General features: G+C 40.0%; 13 protein-coding genes and 1 pseudogene. 8 read left to right on the forward strand and 6 right to left on the reverse strand.

The window, feature by feature from the left end:
* Both A9J31_RS15520 and A9J31_RS15525 read left to right on the forward strand, forming a co-directional pair.
* Positions 1–110, forward strand: a pseudogene (locus A9J31_RS15520) (IS5/IS1182 family transposase); the annotation flags it as partial.
* A gap of 2 nt (positions 111–112) precedes the next feature.
* Entirely contained in the window at positions 113–379 is a 267-nt protein-coding gene (locus tag A9J31_RS15525; RefSeq protein ID WP_155857594.1) for a hypothetical protein, read from the forward strand.
* A 163-nt stretch (positions 380–542) separates the two neighbouring features.
* On the opposite strand, the gene metH is transcribed toward A9J31_RS15525, so the two are convergent.
* Positions 543–4,232, reverse strand: a complete 3,690-nt coding sequence (gene metH / locus A9J31_RS02570; protein WP_067762287.1) for a methionine synthase — start codon at positions 4,230–4,232, stop codon at positions 543–545.
* A gap of 468 nt (positions 4,233–4,700) precedes the next feature.
* On the opposite strand from metH, the gene A9J31_RS02575 reads away from it, so the two are divergent.
* Positions 4,701–6,317 carry an inorganic phosphate transporter gene (locus A9J31_RS02575; RefSeq protein WP_067762289.1) on the forward strand — a complete coding sequence of 539 codons (1,617 nt, stop codon included), beginning with the start codon at positions 4,701–4,703 and terminating at the stop codon, positions 6,315–6,317.
* Positions 6,318–6,467: 150 nt separating this feature from the next.
* Here A9J31_RS02575 and A9J31_RS02580 read toward each other — a convergent pair whose 3' ends face one another.
* Entirely contained in the window at positions 6,468–8,015 is a 1,548-nt protein-coding gene (locus tag A9J31_RS02580; RefSeq protein WP_067762291.1) for a hypothetical protein, read from the reverse strand.
* 627 nt (positions 8,016–8,642) lie between these two features.
* Here A9J31_RS02580 and A9J31_RS02585 point away from each other — a divergent pair.
* Complete coding sequence (locus A9J31_RS02585) at positions 8,643–8,930, forward strand: DUF7710 domain-containing protein (protein WP_245668196.1); 288 nt, start codon at positions 8,643–8,645, stop codon at positions 8,928–8,930.
* Positions 8,931–9,013: 83 nt separating this feature from the next.
* Here A9J31_RS02585 and A9J31_RS02590 read toward each other — a convergent pair whose 3' ends face one another.
* Positions 9,014–9,631, reverse strand: a complete 618-nt coding sequence (locus tag A9J31_RS02590; protein ID WP_067762293.1) for a rhomboid family intramembrane serine protease — start codon at positions 9,629–9,631, stop codon at positions 9,014–9,016.
* 158 nt (positions 9,632–9,789) lie between these two features.
* Between A9J31_RS02590 and nfuA the strand changes: the two genes are divergently transcribed.
* Entirely contained in the window at positions 9,790–10,428 is a 639-nt protein-coding gene (gene nfuA, locus A9J31_RS02595) for a Fe-S biogenesis protein NfuA (protein ID WP_067762295.1), read from the forward strand.
* Positions 10,429–10,673: 245 nt separating this feature from the next.
* Positions 10,674–12,869 carry a TonB-dependent siderophore receptor gene (locus A9J31_RS02600; protein ID WP_067762297.1) on the forward strand — a complete coding sequence of 732 codons (2,196 nt, stop codon included), beginning with the start codon at positions 10,674–10,676 and terminating at the stop codon, positions 12,867–12,869.
* A 61-nt stretch (positions 12,870–12,930) separates the two neighbouring features.
* Here the strand turns inward: A9J31_RS02600 and A9J31_RS02605 are convergent, their stop codons facing one another.
* Entirely contained in the window at positions 12,931–13,938 is a 1,008-nt protein-coding gene (locus tag A9J31_RS02605; protein WP_067762299.1) for a hypothetical protein, read from the reverse strand.
* Between the two features lie 47 nt (positions 13,939–13,985).
* Positions 13,986–15,023: an alpha/beta fold hydrolase gene (locus tag A9J31_RS02610; protein WP_081410247.1), complete on the reverse strand. Its 1,038-nt coding sequence runs from the start codon at positions 15,021–15,023 to the stop codon at positions 13,986–13,988.
* 334 nt (positions 15,024–15,357) lie between these two features.
* Between A9J31_RS02610 and A9J31_RS02615 the strand changes: the two genes are divergently transcribed.
* Entirely contained in the window at positions 15,358–15,972 is a 615-nt protein-coding gene (locus A9J31_RS02615) for a carbonic anhydrase (RefSeq protein WP_067762301.1), read from the forward strand.
* Positions 15,973–16,038: 66 nt separating this feature from the next.
* Here A9J31_RS02615 and A9J31_RS02620 read toward each other — a convergent pair whose 3' ends face one another.
* The gene (locus tag A9J31_RS02620) at positions 16,039–16,668 is read right to left on the reverse strand and encodes an arylesterase (protein ID WP_067762303.1); all 630 of its coding nucleotides are present in this window, start codon (positions 16,666–16,668) and stop codon (positions 16,039–16,041) included.
* A gap of 11 nt (positions 16,669–16,679) precedes the next feature.
* On the opposite strand from A9J31_RS02620, the gene A9J31_RS02625 reads away from it, so the two are divergent.
* The gene (locus A9J31_RS02625; RefSeq protein ID WP_067762305.1) at positions 16,680–17,405 is read left to right on the forward strand and encodes an ABC transporter ATP-binding protein; all 726 of its coding nucleotides are present in this window, start codon (positions 16,680–16,682) and stop codon (positions 17,403–17,405) included.
* The last annotated feature ends 2 nt before the right edge of the window (positions 17,406–17,407 follow it).

Raw genomic sequence — 17,407 nt, forward strand, 5'->3', positions numbered from 1 at the left:
AACTCAGTGCAAGGAGTTTTGATAGCCAAGTGAATGAGATCCATGCACGTGTAGCAGTTCTTAACAGATTTACGGAATTAGGTCGACCACTTACCCAAGTTACGCCTTAAATTTGGCTCAATTAGGGGCGCTTTGCATTTCAAATCTTTGTGCAACAAAGCCGTTACCATCTGCTGATAATATTATTTTATTTTCTGAGGTCACAAATGATGGAATTGATAGCTCTTTCTCAATAGGAAATAACAATATATATTTTTCTTGGGATAAAGACACTATGAATGGATTAAGTATTTCACAAGTAAAAGCAATTTCAATTACAACAGAAATTGAACTTGGATCACCTCATCCAAGACATACTCAATATAGTGATTGGATTTAATCCCCCCCTTTAATAAAGGGAAGAGTAGTCACGTAATTAAATTGATACGCGACAGTCCCCCTTTGAAAAAGGGGTACTTAGGGGGATTAAATGATTCAATAAAAAAAGCCCTCATTTGAGGGCTTTTTTAGTTCCCCCTTTTATAAAGGGGGATCGAGGGGGATTAATTCACAGAATCATCCAAATTAGGCGCTAACCAACGCTTCGCCTCATCCAAAGTCCAACCTTTACGCGCCGCATAATCCTCAAGCTGATCGCCTGCAATTTTACCCACGTTAAAGTATTGGCTTTCAGGGTTTGCATAATAGAAACCGCTGACAGATGAAGGTGGCCACATTGCAAAACTAGAAGTCAATTGCGTACCAATCTTATCGGTAGAACCTAACCAGTCAAACAATGGCGCTTTTTCTGAATGCTCAGGGCAAGCAGGGTAGCCCGGTGCAGGACGGATGCCCACATACTTCTCTTTAATCAACTCTTCGTTGCTTAAAGTTTCAGATGCTTGGTTGCCCCAGAACTCTTTACGGATACGCTCATGCAAATGCTCAGCAAACGCTTCAGCAAAACGGTCACCCAAAGATTGAGCCAAAATTGCAGAGTAGTCATCGCCTTTGGCTTTGTACTCATTGGCCATTTCTTCCGCACCAAAGATGGATACCGTGAAACCGCCCAAGTAGTCTTCTGCGACACCTTTAGGCGCAATAAAGTCCGCTAATGACAAGTTCGGTTTACCAGTCACTTTGTCAGACTGTTGACGAATGTGATGGAAGGTATGCGTAACCGATTGACCATCTTCGCTGTACACTTCAACCGAATCTGCTGCAGAACGGTTGGCAGGGTAAATACCAAACACAGCACGAGCATCAAAACGTTTGTTGTCGATAATATCTTTCAGCATGGTCTGTGCTTGTTCATACAAGTCAGTCGCTGCTTCACCTACAACTTCATCCGTTAAGATAGCAGGGAATTTACCCGCTAAGCTCCAAGAGATAAAGAACGGTGTCCAGTCAAAATACTCAACCAAAGTGTCTAATGGATAATTGGTTAGGGTTTGTGTACCAATAAAGTTTGGCTTCACAGGCGCATTGGCAGCAAAGTCAATTTTTAAGCCATTTTCTACTGATTCAGCATAAGTCAGTTTGGCTGCTTTAGGCTGTTTATTGGCAATACGCTCACGGACTTTTTCATATTCAGCACGTGTGTCCTCAACAAACTTCGGTTTCATTTCTTTAGAAAGTAAAGTTGTTGCTACACCCACCGCACGAGATGCATCGGCAACATAAATCACCGCATCATTTGAATATTGCGGATCAATTTTTACTGCAGTATGCGCTTTAGATGTGGTTGCACCGCCAATCATCAGCGGAACATTAAAGCCTTTACGTTGCATTTCTTTGGCAACAAACACCATTTCATCTAAAGACGGTGTGATCAGACCTGAGAGACCGATGATATCAACTTTTTCATCAATCGCAGTTTGCAAAATCTTCTCGCAAGGCACCATCACCCCAAGGTCGATGATGTCATAGCCGTTACAGCCTAACACTACGCCTACGATATTTTTACCGATGTCATGGACGTCACCTTTTACGGTCGCCATCAAGACTTTACCTTTAGATTGACCGCCAGACTTTTCAGCTTCAATGAACGGGTTCAACCATGCAACAGCTTGTTTCATGACACGTGCAGATTTTACTACCTGTGGTAGGAACATTTTGCCCGAACCGAACAAATCACCCACCACGTTCATGCCGTCCATGAGTGGGCCTTCAATTACATCTAAAGGACGTTTAGCTTTCAGACGTGCTTCTTCAGTATCTTCATCAATGAATGTGGTGATGCCTTTAACAAGCGCATGTTCAAGACGTTTTTCAACTGGAAGTTCACGCCATTCCAAGTTTTCTACTTGTTTTTGCGCAGCGCCTTGACCGCGGTATTTTTCAGCCACTTCAAGTAGCTTTTCCGTTGCATCGTGCTGACTTTCACCTTGATTTTGGTTCAAGATCACATCTTCAACCGCAGCTTTTAGCTCAGGATCGATATCATCATAAATCGCCATTTGACCTGCGTTGACGATACCCATGGTCATGCCTTGCTTGATGGCATGATAAAGGAACACAGAGTGAATCGCTTCACGTACAGGTTCATTACCACGGAAGGAGAACGATACGTTAGACACACCACCTGAAATCATCGCATGTGGTAAGTTTTGTTTAATCCAACCTGTTGCTTCAATAAAGTCCACAGCATAGTTGTTGTGTTCTTCAATACCCGTTGCAACAGCAAACACGTTTGGGTCAAAAATGATGTCTTCAGCAGGGAAGCCAACTTCATTCACAAGTACATCGTAAGAACGTTTACAGATTTCACGTTTACGTTCAGCGGTATCGGCCTGACCTTTTTCATCAAATGCCATGACAATAACAGCAGCACCGTACTGGCGGCATAGACGCGCTTTGTGTACAAACTCGTCATAACCTTCTTTCAAGGAAATTGAGTTAACAACCGCTTTACCTTGTACACATTTTAAGCCTGCCTCAATGATTTCCCATTTTGATGAGTCAATCATGATAGGCACACGTGAAATTTCAGGCTCAGAAGCGACAAGATTCAGGAAGTGCACCATCGCACCTTCTGAATCGAGCATGCCTTCATCCATGTTGATGTCGATGATTTGCGCGCCGGCTTCAACTTGCTGCTGTGCAACATCGAGTGCTTCTGCAAAGTTTTCTTCACGGATTAAGCGTAAGAATTTTTTAGAACCTGTTACGTTGGTACGTTCACCCACGTTCACAAAAAGTGATTCTTCAGTGATGTTAAATGGCTCTAAACCACTTAAACGACACGCAGGTTTTGTTTCAGGTACTTGGCGCGGTGTAATGTCTTTAACTGCATTGTAAATTGCGCGGATGTGATCAGGCGTTGTACCACAACAACCACCGGTAATGTTAATCAAACCGCTTTCAGCAAATTCTTTAATAAAGGCAGCTGTTTCTTCAGGGGTTTCATCATATCCACCGAAGGCATTTGGCAAGCCTGCGTTTGGATGTGCTGAAACAAAAGTATCAGCAACGTCAGCAATGGTTTTGACGTGTGGACGCATGGCATCTGCACCCAAGGCACAGTTGAAACCAATTGATAGCAAGTCGCCGTGACGAACAGAGTTCCAGAACGCCTCTGCGGTTTGGCCTGTTAATGTACGACCTGAGGCATCGGTAATGGTGCCTGAAATCATCAATGGCAATTCGTAGCCAATTTGGTTGAAGACTTCTTTCACTGCAAAGATTGCTGCTTTACAGTTTAATGTATCAAATACTGTCTCAATCAGGAGAATGTCCGCACCACCTTCGATCAGGGCATGTGCAGCTTCAATATAGTTTTCTTTCAGTGCATCAAAGGTGATGTTACGGAACGCAGGGTCATTTACATTGGGTGAAATTGAGCAGGTACGTGATGTTGGCCCGAGTACACCTGCAACAAAACGCGGTTTTTCTGGCGTTGAATATTTTTTGCAGGCTTCTTTGGCAATACGTGCTGCTTCACGGTTAATCTCAGGAACAAGATCTTCCATGTGGTAGTCAGACATTGAAACACGTGTGCCGTTAAAGCTGTTGGTTTCGATAATGTCTGCACCCGCATCAAGATAAGCTTCATGAATACCTTGAATGATTTGAGGTTGTGTTAAGACTAAAAGGTCATTATTGCCTTTGAGGTCAGAAGCCCAGTCCGCAAAACGCTCACCACGGTAGTCAGCTTCTTCGAGTTTATGACGCTGAATCATGGTACCCATGGCACCGTCGATAATCAGAATACGTTGAGCTAGCAGCTCTTTTAGGGTGGCAAGCGTGGACATAAATAACCCCAATCCGATGGAATATAAAATCGGCAAATATATTAACAGAATTCAATGCAGTTTTATTGATATTCAATCGGTTCGAATGAGCCGTTAATATCAGATTGTTGAAAAAACACACGTATTTGATTGCGTTGTGTTTAGAGTAAATATTTGGAAAGCTTCATAAATTTGTCATATACCTAAGGCATGATTGAAAAATCATCGACAGCTAGGACAATGATGACAAGAAATATGACAAGGCCATATTGTTATTGAAACATTGGGTTTCAAACTAAAATCAACTTTTAAAATTGATGATAAGTATTTGAATTATTTTGCGAATACATAGTATTTTGGTTGGTTTTTTCAGACGAGCAAATACAAATAAAGCATGAAATATTGCTTTATATGACACCACTTTGTCATATAATTGTCACAATTAAATTGAACAATATGGGGATTCTAAAATCCTCTATTCTTGCCTGCATGAATTCTAAACAAACTCCCGTAGATTCAGCGCACACGTCGACAGCAACAAAGTCGACGAATGTTCATGTGCCAACACCGAAATTCTTTATGCTGGTGTTCCTGACGTTGATCATTTCAACGTTAATCTATATTGGCTTTCAGGTCACTGCCGACTTGGCACACGTTCCGCCTTTAAGTCTTTATTCCATGATTTTACTGGGCACTGCCTTATTCATCGCACTTGGCTTTGAATTCGTGAATGGTTTCCACGATACAGCCAATGCTGTAGCCACTGTTATTTATACCAATGCTTTATCTGCACCTGTTGCTGTGATGTGGGCAGGTTTTTGTAACTTCCTAGGTGTAATGGTGGCAAGTGGTGCAGTTGCTTACGGTATCATTGCTTTGCTACCAGTCGAATTGATTATGAACGTCGGTTCTGGTGCAGGCTTTGCCATGGTATTTGCCATGCTTATTGCCGCGATTCTTTGGAATTTAGGTACGTGGTTCTTAGGTATTCCAGCATCTAGCTCTCATACACTGATTGGTTCTATCTTAGGTGTGGGCATCATGAACTATCTGTTAAATGCAGGTGGTGCTAGCGGCGTGGATATGGAACAAGTGATGAAAGTGGGTAAAGCATTACTGTTTTCACCACTGATTGGCTTTGCTTTCGCAGCAGTTGTGTTCCTATTGGTGAAAAAAATCTTCAGCAAACAGCTTGAACTCTTTCAGCCACCTGAAGGTAATAAACCACCGCCACCATTAATCCGCGCAATTCTGATCTTTACTTGTACTGGTGTAAGTTTCGCGCACGGTTCAAACGATGGTCAAAAAGGCATGGGTTTAATCATGTTGATTTTGATCGGTTGTGTACCTTTAGCTTACTCGCTAAATAAAAACCTCGACAATCAACACATCCAATCTTTCCATCAATTATCGGCGCAAACTGCAACTGCAATTTATCCAAATCATGATGAAATTGCGGATGAAAAAGCGCGTGACATACTAACCAAATACATTCAAACCAAAGAAATTACACCTGATGTTGTCCCTGCTTTAGCAAGTATGACGGATCACCTAGGTGAGCGTGTTGGTCAATATGGCGACTTAAAAGATATTCCTGAACAAGAAGTATCTTCAATCCGAAATGACATGTATTTAAGTACGACGGCTTTTAAACGTCTTGATAAATCTGAGCAACTTCCAGCAATGGCAGAAGCACAAGAGAAGACTGTTAAAGAATACCGTAGCAATTTAGATTCCTTCCTTCAATACATCCCAACCTGGGTGAAAGTTGCGGTTGCACTTGCACTTGGTCTAGGAACAATGGTGGGCTGGAAGCGTATTGTTGTGACTGTGGGTGAGCGTATTGGTAAAAACCATATGACCTATGGTCAAGGTATGTCTGCAGAGCTTGTGGCAATGTCTACAATTGCAGCGGCTGATGGTTTTGGTATGCCAGTGTCAACTACACACGTATTGAACTCTGCTGTAGCTGGTACCATGGTTGCGAACAAATCAGGTTTGAACTTTAATACAGTGAAAACTATTCTTTCAGCGTGGATTTTCACACTACCAGCAACCATCTGTTTATCAGGCTGCTTATACTGGTTGTTCTTGAAAGTTTTCTAAGATGTTTTCAATATAAAAAACGCTGCAATCGCAGCGTTTTTTTATGCTTTAAAGTTTGGTAAATAGTGCTAACCATTATTGTTTAGCACGTTAAGAAAGCATGTTGAGCACTTTTATAAATACAAATTTCAAATGAAGGATTTTCGCTATTTATTTCTTTAATTTACCAAGCATTTTGTCCAAAGGCAGTTTGTCATTGGCGAAGCCATAGAGTGCAGCAAATGGTAATGCGGTACGTGCGAGATAGGCTACACGCCACAAGCCGCCGTGATTGGCACCAGACATTATCAGCTCAAGTGGATGATCTAGTGGTGTTTCTGGGTTTGCCACAGATGAAGGATTACGTAAATCATGAATCCACAGCGCAGCCATCAAGGCATTGGTCGTTTCAGGATTAAATGACTCAACATCAAACAGTTTGGCACCATTAAATGCGGCTTTTAATAATGGATTCTTTGTGACTGAGCGTGTTGTGGTAGAGGGTGCAATATTAATACTTACACGTTGACCTTGATGGCGAGCAACGGTTGCACGCCATTGTTGAATTCGTTTCGCAAGTGCATAGTTGGGGCCTTGTTCAACCACTAAACAGTCGGCAATTCCGTAAGATTTTCCATTTTCAGCTAAAGTCGTTTGGTTATTATTTTGTTTAAAAAAGTGCTGTGCAGAAATCTTAGCAACACTTTGAGTTAATAATTTTTGAACTTTGCCACGTGCTTGATATTTATCTTGAGCAGCATTCACGATTTCTTCAGGAACAGCATATACATCTGTTGGTGTACACATAAACATAAGGCTTGTGTCGGCCTTTTGTTGGCTGACATAATCCATAATACTGTCCATGGCCATTGCTACGCGCACATGTTTTTCACCATCTAAATAAGCAATAGCTGCCAAGTCAAGTTGATGTTCACTTTGTGCAAGCCACTGTGCTACTTCAGGGATATGTGTCAGTAAATTAGCACCTAATTTTTGTTTCAGTTCCTGAATAGGTGTGTCTGCACTGAGCGCTTCAAGACTAGGGGCGTATAACGTTGCATTGCCTTCTTGAATAGTATTTAAAATACGATCCCATACTCGTTCATTATTAAGATCAATAGCGACAATATTGGCTTTCCACTTGGCAAGCCAGGTCAGTGGGCCAGCTTCTGAGGCTGCACCAAATAGCACCATGGTACGATCTGAAAGGTCAAACCATTCTGGGTGCGCCACCGCTTCGCGTAGAGCATCCGCATGACTTGGTTCAACGACACCAGCATCTTGCCATTTTTGGATTTGTTGAAGTAGAGCATCGCCTTGTAGTTTTTGCCCGTGATAGGGTACATACCATTCGGGAACTGCATTACTTTCACCTTTAAGTTTAATGGTGTGCAGAGGTTGAATAGGTAAATTCATCATTTCATCTAGGGAAATTTTTTCCTGATCACGATAAAAGTTAAAACTATGTTTGGCTTTATTTAAACCGTTGGCTGCAATACTCAATGCAGCTTCCGGACTTTGAATACCTTGTTCAACCAAGGCTTTAAAATATTCAGGATATTTCTTACGCCAGTTTTTTTCCTGTTTTGCACGTACAGAGCTTTGGTGATCTACAGAAGCTAAAGCCTCTGCAATAATTTCACGACCGGTTTTGGAGCTACTTGGTTTTTGAGTAGCAGACGAAATAGGGAACTGAAGACCTTCAATAGAACTGGACATGCAAAATATCTCACCTGACGTTGTCATTAATATACAGATGTATACATTATCTATGCCAATTTAAAAACTCAGGTGGCATAAACTGCCAAAATTGTATGAATTAACATGAATCATGACGTATTTTTGAAATAACCTAAGTACTTAAACTTGAAAAAGCCTTCTATTAAGAAAGCCTTCTTGTTACAAAGGTACGGAATTAACATTGCCTTTTTTGGCTTGTCCAAGTGGACGAAATTCACCATTCCAGTGTGGCTATTTGCTACGATCAGGGTCTACGACAATGCTCCCTTCACGAGTATGAACTGCTCAGGCAGATAGAAAACTCAAAACAAAGCAGCCCAACAATCATTGTGATTTTTTTCATTTGAACATTCCTTTTTATTATTCATTTATAGCCTAAATTACAGCATGCGTGTGTTGTGTATACATTTGAAATAAGCGATCACTAATTTTATTGGTTCATGACTCAGTTGAAGTAATTACTTATTTAAGTCGTGTTAAATACGCTTCTAAGATTAAGGTTTTGTTACGAATAATTCGGGTCAAATTACAGAAAATGTATTTAAGTGTGATATGTGTCACACTTATTATTGAGGTGTGAATAAAGAGAAAAATGGGGGCATAATTGTGTCGAACAAAGTTTATATATTCAATGCCATGCGCCCTGGCTTTGCGAGTGCAGTTTTTTCGAGTTTTGATCTTGCACAGGCTTGGATACAAAAAAATTTCGTCTGTGGGATTCTTACTGAATATCCACTTGATCAGAGTTGTTATGATTGGGCTAAACAATACGGACATTTTAAGGATAAGTCACCGATTGATCGTGCACCCATTTTTATTGCCAACTTTGTTTCTGCCTATCAAAAAACTTGGCATTTTGAACATGGTGAGCTATTACAACCTATGGATGCTTGAAAGTTAAATGATGATTTAAAAGATATAATAAAAAAGGATTCTAAAACTAGAATCCTTTTTTGTTTGAGCGCTAATATTCTATTTTAAAACGGAATATCTAAAAGTTTGTTTAAGAAATGAGGGATTAACTTTGGCTCTAGAATAATCGTCATGACGATACCATATGCCGCTCCCCACAAATGTGCACTGTGGTTAATATTACTGTTGCCACGTTTGCCAGACCAAATGCTATAAGCAACGTACAGTACCGCGAAGATGATCGCGGGAACAGGAATGAAGAATACAAAGATTAATTTCCATGGTTCAAACAAGATATAGGCAAATAGCACAGCAGAAACCGCCCCTGAAGCACCTAAACTAGCCCAATGTGTATCATGTTTATGTTTTAAATAGCTCGGAATAATGGCTGCAATCAAACCACTTAAATAGAACAGCACAAAACCCATGTCAAAAAAGTATTGGCGATAAAAACTTTCAATGACAGAGCCAAAGAAGAATAGGGTAATCATGTTAAATAGAAGGTGAGCACCGTCGGCATGAATAAAGCCGTGGCTGATAAATCGATCATATTCACCACGTTGTAGCGCAGGTGGCCAAAATAACAGACGATTCATGACTTTCTGATTTGAAAAGGCGATAAGGGAAATGACCACAGTAATCAGAATAATTGTCACAGTGTGGTTAAACGGTAATCCCAACATAAATGGCTATTCTACTTGTTAAAATTTATCTTTAATAATGCCATTAAAAAGCGTGAAAGCGTGAACTTTCAGAATAATTCCGACAATTTTAGTTGATTTTTTCGTAATGCACCGCATCTTAAGCTAAAATAGCCGCTTCAGCTTGAGGAAATATTGTCATGTCGACTGAGAACAACAGCACAGCAGTTGCTGAAGAAATTCCAAACCTATTGATCACACCAACTGCTCAAGAGTATTTGAAGGATCTTTTGGATAAACAAAACACACCAGGTATTGGTGTTCGAGTTTTTGTGGAAAATCCGGGGACGCCGCGTGCTGAATGTTGTATGGCTTACAGTGCACCTGAAGAAGTTGTACCGACAGACTATAAACAGGATTACCCAGATTTTCCTGCCTATGTCGATGCACCATCTATTCCATATTTGTTAGATGCTGTTATTGATTACAATAAAGACCGTTTTGGTGGCCAGCTGACTTTCCGTGCACCAAACTCTAAAGTGCCGCGTGTTGGCCCTGATGCATCTGTGGAAGAACGTATTACTTACGTACTTCAGTCTGAGATTAATCCAGGTTTAGCGGGTCACGGTGGTAACTGTGCATTGGTTGAAGTTGTTGAAGATGAAGAGCATGGTTTAACTGCCGTACTTAAATTTGGTGGTGGTTGCCAAGGTTGTTCTTCTATTGATTTAACGCTTAAACAAGGCGTTGAAACAACTTTAAAACAGCATGTACCTGAATTGATGCGTGTTGTTGACCAAACAGACCATAGTCAGTCTGAGGGTGCTTATTTTAAATAAGCATTCGTGAAGAAAAGCCGCTTTATGCGGTTTTTTTTTGCCCAAAGTTTTTGGAACTGAACAAAAAATAAATAGGACAACTTTGTACAAAGCATAGAAAAATTGGTTTTTACTTAGGGAATCAGTAATTTCCTATTTGTTAATGAGAATGATTATTAAAATTAGTTGCAATATTATTTTTGTTAGTTACAATGCGCAACATAACATTCAATATTTATCCATAAATTAAGTATTTGGAAACACCAATGACGAATAAAATACTGCGCTCTGCACTGACACTTTCAGTTTTAAGTGCCATGGTTAGCTTAACTCATGCTGAAGAAACACAAAAAGAAGTGAATGATGCGGCTGTAACTAAGATGGAAACGATTGTTATTACAGCTGAAGAGCAGGTGAAACAGTCATTAGGTGCTTCAAAAATTACTGCTGAAGATTTGGAAAAATTACCTGTCGTAAATGACATTTCAGAATATGTACGCCGCATGCCAGGTGTAAATTTGACAGGTAATAGTGCAACTGGCCAGCGCGGAAATAACCGCCAAATTGATATTCGCGGGATGGGGCCAGAGAATACCCTGATCTTGGTTGATGGTAAGCCGGTAAATTCACGCAATTCAGTTCGTTATGGTTGGCGTGGAGAACGTGATACTCGCGGTGATTCAAACTGGGTGCCGGCAGATGCTATTGAGTCAATCGAAGTATTACGCGGCCCAGCGGCAGCACGTTATGGCTCTGGTGCAATGGGTGGTGTGGTCAACATCAAAACTAAGAAAGTCACCAATGACGTACATGGTTCAGTCGAAGTTTTTACCAATCAGCCTGAAAACTCAAAAGAAGGTGCGAGCCACCGCGAAAGCTTTAACTTAAGCGGTCCAATTCTAAAAGACGTTTTGTCATATCGCTTATATGGCAATTACAATAAAACGGACTCTGATGCAGCAGATATCAATGGCCTTATGGAAAACGGCGCACGTATGGCCGGACGTGAAGGTGTTGAGAATAAAGATATTGCAGGGCGATTGGCTTGGCAATTAAATGATCAGCAAGTTTTAATGTTCGATGCTTCTGTCGGACGTCAAGGTAACCGTTTTGCGGGTGATAGCCAAAACAGTGTCTTTGATCCAGCAGATCCGAATAAGGCACCGATTCTTTCTGCTTTAATTGGTGAAGAAACTAATACAGTTTATCGTGACAGCTTTGCCTTAACACACGAAGGGACTTGGGATTGGGGTGATACGAAGCTCATTTCGCAATACGACAAAACGAAAAACAAACGTTTGCCTGAAGGTACCGGAGGGAGTACTGAAGGTCAGATTAACAGCCTAGAAAACAAACAAACATCTGTTCTAGAAACCTTACGTTTTAATGCTGAAGCAAATATTCCATTCGACTTGTATAAGCCGCAGGTACTCACAGTTGGTGCTGAGTGGATAGAAGATGAATTTACTGATGTAGTGAATACTAAAGCAGGTGAAGGTGGTTTTGGGGATGAGTTAACCTCAGGTGATCGCTCTCAAATGGATTCAAGAATTGCTTCAGCTTATGTTGAAAATAATATGAATCTTAGTGATACAACGGATCTTGTTTTGGGTCTACGCTACGATAACCACAGTAAATCTGGTGATAACTGGAGTCCAAGTTTAAATATTACCCAAAGAATTGGCGATTATTGGACGTTAAAAGGTGGTGTTGCTAAAGCGTATAAAGCACCGAACTTATACCAAAATGCTGAAGGTTATTTACTAAGTACCAGAGGTAATGGATGCCCAATTGGCTTAACCCAATGCGTGTTACAAGGTAATGAAGATTTGAAACCTGAAACTTCAATTAATAAAGAAATTGGAGTGCAATTCGAAAAAGACATTGTAAATGCTAGTTTTGCTTGGTTCCGAAATGATTATAAAAATAAAATTGTTTCAGGTGATACTATGCTTGAACAAGTGATTATCGGTGGGACGACATACAACGTACTACAATGGATGAATACACCGAAAGCATTAGTAGAAGGTGTTGAGGGGAGTATTACATTGGACTGGGGAGATATTTCTTGGACCAATAATGTAACGTATATGATTAACTCTGAAGATAAACGTACAGGTAATCCACTATCAATCATTCCAAACTATACAATTAATTCGATCTTAAATTACGATATTTCAGATCGTTTAGATGCAAATTTTGTATATACGCAATATGGTCGACAAAAGCCTCGTCAGTATGAAGAAATAAGTTTAGAAAACAAGGATGGTCTTGCACTCGAATCAGTGAAAAGTTACGGTCTTGCAGGGATTAACTTTGGTTATAAATTTACTAAAGACTTTAGTGGTCGTATTGGCGTAAGTAACTTGTTTGACGAAAAAAAGCTACGTGACAAGACTGTTAACCAAACTTATAACGAACCGGGTCGTGCATATTATGCAAGCTTAAAATATCAGTTCTAAGTTTTTAAATAATACCAAAAAATAAAAAAGCCGCAGTCGCGGCTTTTTTATTTTGATAACTTTAAGATACAATACCTAATATTTTTAACGTCTCATCAGCATAATAGAACTGTTCTAAATAATGACGTGAACGCTCACGCAAATAGCCTGAACCAATCATTTTTTGAATAATCGGGTTTAATAAATTGTTAAGTTCATGTTGAACCAAAGCTTCATCAATATTTAAGTCACGTAGCAATAAATCAAATGGACGTTCCTGATTACGTATGTACCAAGCATACACGCCATCATGCACTTGCTGTTTCATATAATCAGATTGACGCATAAAGTCCCAGATTTCATGCCCTAAACCGACAGTTTGAGGTAAATCTTGAACTTCAATATAGTTTTTTAAGACAGAAACAGGCATCGCTTTAATTTTATGCCATAAGTTGGCTTGAAAATGATAAAGCTTATTATCATCAAAATGCTGATTCAGTACAGACTCACTCATCTGACTCAATTTCAAAATATTCTTTTGCAAATACTTCGTGATGGTACTGTCAAGATTGGTGTCTGTAACGTTTTCTAAAACCGATTTACCCATCTTCATAAAGCGAGAGACGCCGGGCACAGATTTGGCAATTACAGAGTTGTCTAAATAATCTTGTATCGCATGTTGAATGAGTTGGCTAATCATGGCTGAAAAAGCAGGGTTGTTGACCATGGTGTGAATCAAACGCTGACGATGACCTTGTTTACTTGCAACATATTGCGCAATTTTATCAATTGTCAGTACAGGAATAATTTCAGCAATGGTTGTTTGATCATTCGCTGGATGAATTAGCGCAAACTTAATATGTTCGGCAATCTGCTCAATTAAAAACTGAGTAGCTTGAGTATTTAAGATCTGCTTTTGCAGCAAAGCATTGATTTGTTCAAAAGTCCAAATCTGTTGTAAAGGCTGTTTACGAAACCACTGATAAAACTGGGTAAACTCGGTTGCAACTGTTTCAGACTGCGAAAATTGCTGATCTAAAAAGTTGAGTTGAGCCTCAATGAGCTGCTCAATCATCGGGTTTTTCTGCATACTTTCCTTAAATACCCATTTGTAGGGCATGAATTATTAGCGATACCTCAGTTTAACTGAATCAGTTTATCTGCCAAAGGATTTTTAAATTTCTGACTTTTTGCAAGGAATGGGAGGTAATGATCAGCAACTTGTTGTTCTGCTTCAATCATGGGCATATGGCCAACATTATTCAAAATTACCGGTGTTTCGGCACGTTTTAATAATGATTTTAATTCACCAGCAACTTCTACATTAAAAATTTTATCTTGTTTTCCCCAAAGAATGAGTGTGGGCGCTTCAACGGTACGAGTTAAACGTGCAAAAGTCTCAGGCGTATAAATGCGATTTAAGGTGACCACTTGATCAATCATTTTACTGGTTTGGGGCGCTCGTGAAATAAGTAAATTTTCTTGAGCTTTCTTTAATGGGGTTGGAACGCTTGGCGGATTTTGCATTAACTTATGCATAACATCATCCAAATCACCGGGCTTTGAAACAATCAAATTTTTCAATGAATATGGATCACGGGTATAACTGGTATTGGCCTGCTTATAGATGCCCGCACTGTTGAGTAAAAATAAGCTTTGGGTATCAAATGGATATTGAGATGCGTAAACCGTGGCAATTGATCCACCTAAAGAATGACCTGCAACATTCAGCCGATCTTCAATATCAATTTTGGTTACGAATTGTCGTAATTGCTCAGTAACATTTGGTACAGACACGTCAAAGTCTGCAGGGACGCGGGTATCACCATTGGCAGGTAGGTCAGGAATAATAACGTGATAATAGGGAGTCAGGTAATGTGCAACCCGATTCCAGTTATCACGTGTGCCACCTAAACCATGGAGTAATAGTATAGAAGGATTGGTACGAACACCGCCTTCACTATAGCTCCAAGTGATATTGCCGACTTGTACTGTGCGTGAAACTAGGCCAGCGGTTTTACGATCTTGATTGAGATAATTTTGTAGGATAGATGGTGTCGATAAGGTATTCGTTGGTGTTTGTGTTGCAGCTATGCTATTCGAGCCTGCAATGAACATACAACTCAATATCGCAAGTTTAAATATGCCAGAAACCACGCAACGATGTCCTTGCATTGACCTTAACCCCTAGTAACTATATTTGATGCAATTTTTATGATCATTTATATGACAATTATCTGAATTAGCCTTAAAAGCCAATTGCTATGTTTATGAAATATATTGTAAATAAAAAATGACAGTTGTCACTGATTAGTTTTTTGATGTAGTTGTAGTTCAGCTATAAAAGTGTGAACCATTGCTGAAAAAATAATATTTTCAGATTAATGATTATTTGCAATTTGTACCAAATCCATCTGAATAATAAAAAATCGATAGCTATTCTTTTGCAAGTGACAATCGTTCTGAGTGGGATTAATATATTGCAACTTCAGATAAGGGTAATCAGAACATGCTAACAGCAGCAGAAGCTTTAGATCGTTTAAAAAAGGGAAATACTCGTTTTGTTCAAGGTGAAACGAACCATCCTAAACTTTTAACGCATCAGCAACGCGCTGAAATGGCAGGAAGCCAAGAGCCTTTTGCGATTATTTTGGGTTGTTCAGATTCGCGCGTTCCTGCTGAAATGGTTTTTGACCAAGGCTTAGGCGATTTATTTGTCATTCGTGTAGCAGGTAATATTGTTGCACCATCGCAAGTTGGTAGTGTTGAATTTGCGGCAGAAAGTTTTGGTTGCCCAGTTGTAATTGTATTAGGTCATACTCACTGCGGCGCAATCCATTCGACGATTGAAGCCTTAATGAACCCGGCAACACCTCCATCTGCAAATCTGATGTCGATTGTGAACCGTGTGCGCCCATCTGTAGAAATTTTAATGCAAACTGAATTGAAAGATGATTTAGATAAATTGTCTATGCATGCAGTTCGTTCAAATGTATTTGCATCTGTGAATCAACTTCGTCATGGCTCAGCAGTATTAGAAAACTTGATTGCTCAAGGTAAATTAAAAGTTGTTGGTGCAGAATATTCACTTGAAACAGGTGAAGTAAGTTTTTACGATTTTTAAAATTTTAAAATTTAAATGAATAAAGGCGCTCAAATGAAGCGCCTTTTTAATTTTTAGTAAATATTTTTACAAACTGCTTTTAATCATCGGATAGGCTGTATTGAGCAGAATTGGCTGAGCCTTTGCATTTGGGTGAATTTGATCTTTTTGCATCAGTGTTTTTTGTCCTGCAACACCTTGCATAAAAAATGGCAGAAGTTTTGCATTGTATTTTTGGCTGACAATTTTGTAGTTTTGTTCAAATGCCTTGCTATAAGCCGTACCGTAGTTTGGTGGAATTTTCATCCCAAATACGATGACCTTCGCTTTAGCCTGTTGGCTCTTTTGCACTAACTGCGCTAAATTTTTTTCAATGAGTGCAGGGGGTTGACCACGTAAGCCATCATTGCCACCCAGTTCAATAATCACAATATCGGGACGATGGCTTTGCAATAATTTCGGCAGTCGTGCCAAAGCGCCACTGGTGGTTTCGCCGCTCACACTTGCATTGACCACTTTATGTTGTTTCGGATACTGTTGGTCTAAACGTTTTTGAAGTAAATGAACCCAGCCTTGCTGTATATTCATGCCATAGCCTGCACTGATGCTGTCACCCACGACCATAATGGTTTTTGCAGCCAAGAGCATCGGGCTTAAACACATGCTTAAACCCAACAAGTAAGAACACAAACGAATTTTTTGAATGCGATTTTGCATATAGGGATGTTATGAGCCAACACACGACAGATACCGCCATCATGCCACAGCCGATTATTTCTGCACAGCAATTGACACAAAACATACAACTGAATGATAAGCAGTTGAGCATTTTTGAAGATCTTAATCTAGAGATTTTTGCGGGCGAGCAAGTGGCTATAACTGGTCGATCTGGTTCAGGAAAATCAACTTTGTTGGGGATATTAGCGACGCTTGATCAAGCCAGTCATGGTCAGTTGCAAGTATGTGGTCAAGATATCCAGCATTTAGATGAAGAGCAGCGCGCGAAAATACGTTTGGCGCATATTGGCTTTGTATTTCAATCGTTTCAATTATTGCCACATTTAACGGCATTAGAAAATGTGATGTTGCCGCTGCGCTTAAAAAATGATTTCAACCTAAAAGAGGCTGAGCAAAAAGCCCTTCAGTTATTGGCAAGAGTTGGTTTAAATCGTCAAGCACAGCAAACACCAAAGGTACTATCTGGTGGTGAACAACAACGGGTTGCAATAGCACGTGCCTTAGTCAGCGAGCCAGACATTATTTTTGCAGATGAGCCAACAGGTAATTTGGATGCAGCAACGGCATATGATATTGAACAATTGTTATTTCAGTTGAATCGCGAGATGGGTACGACATTGGTTTTGGTTACGCATGATGTCGCGTTAGCGCAGCAATGTCAGCGACATTTTGAAATAGTACATGGCAAGCTGATCGAACATCGACTAGGAGATTAAGC

Source organism: Acinetobacter gandensis (assembly GCF_001678755.1).
Lineage (GTDB): Bacteria > Pseudomonadota > Gammaproteobacteria > Pseudomonadales > Moraxellaceae > Acinetobacter > Acinetobacter gandensis.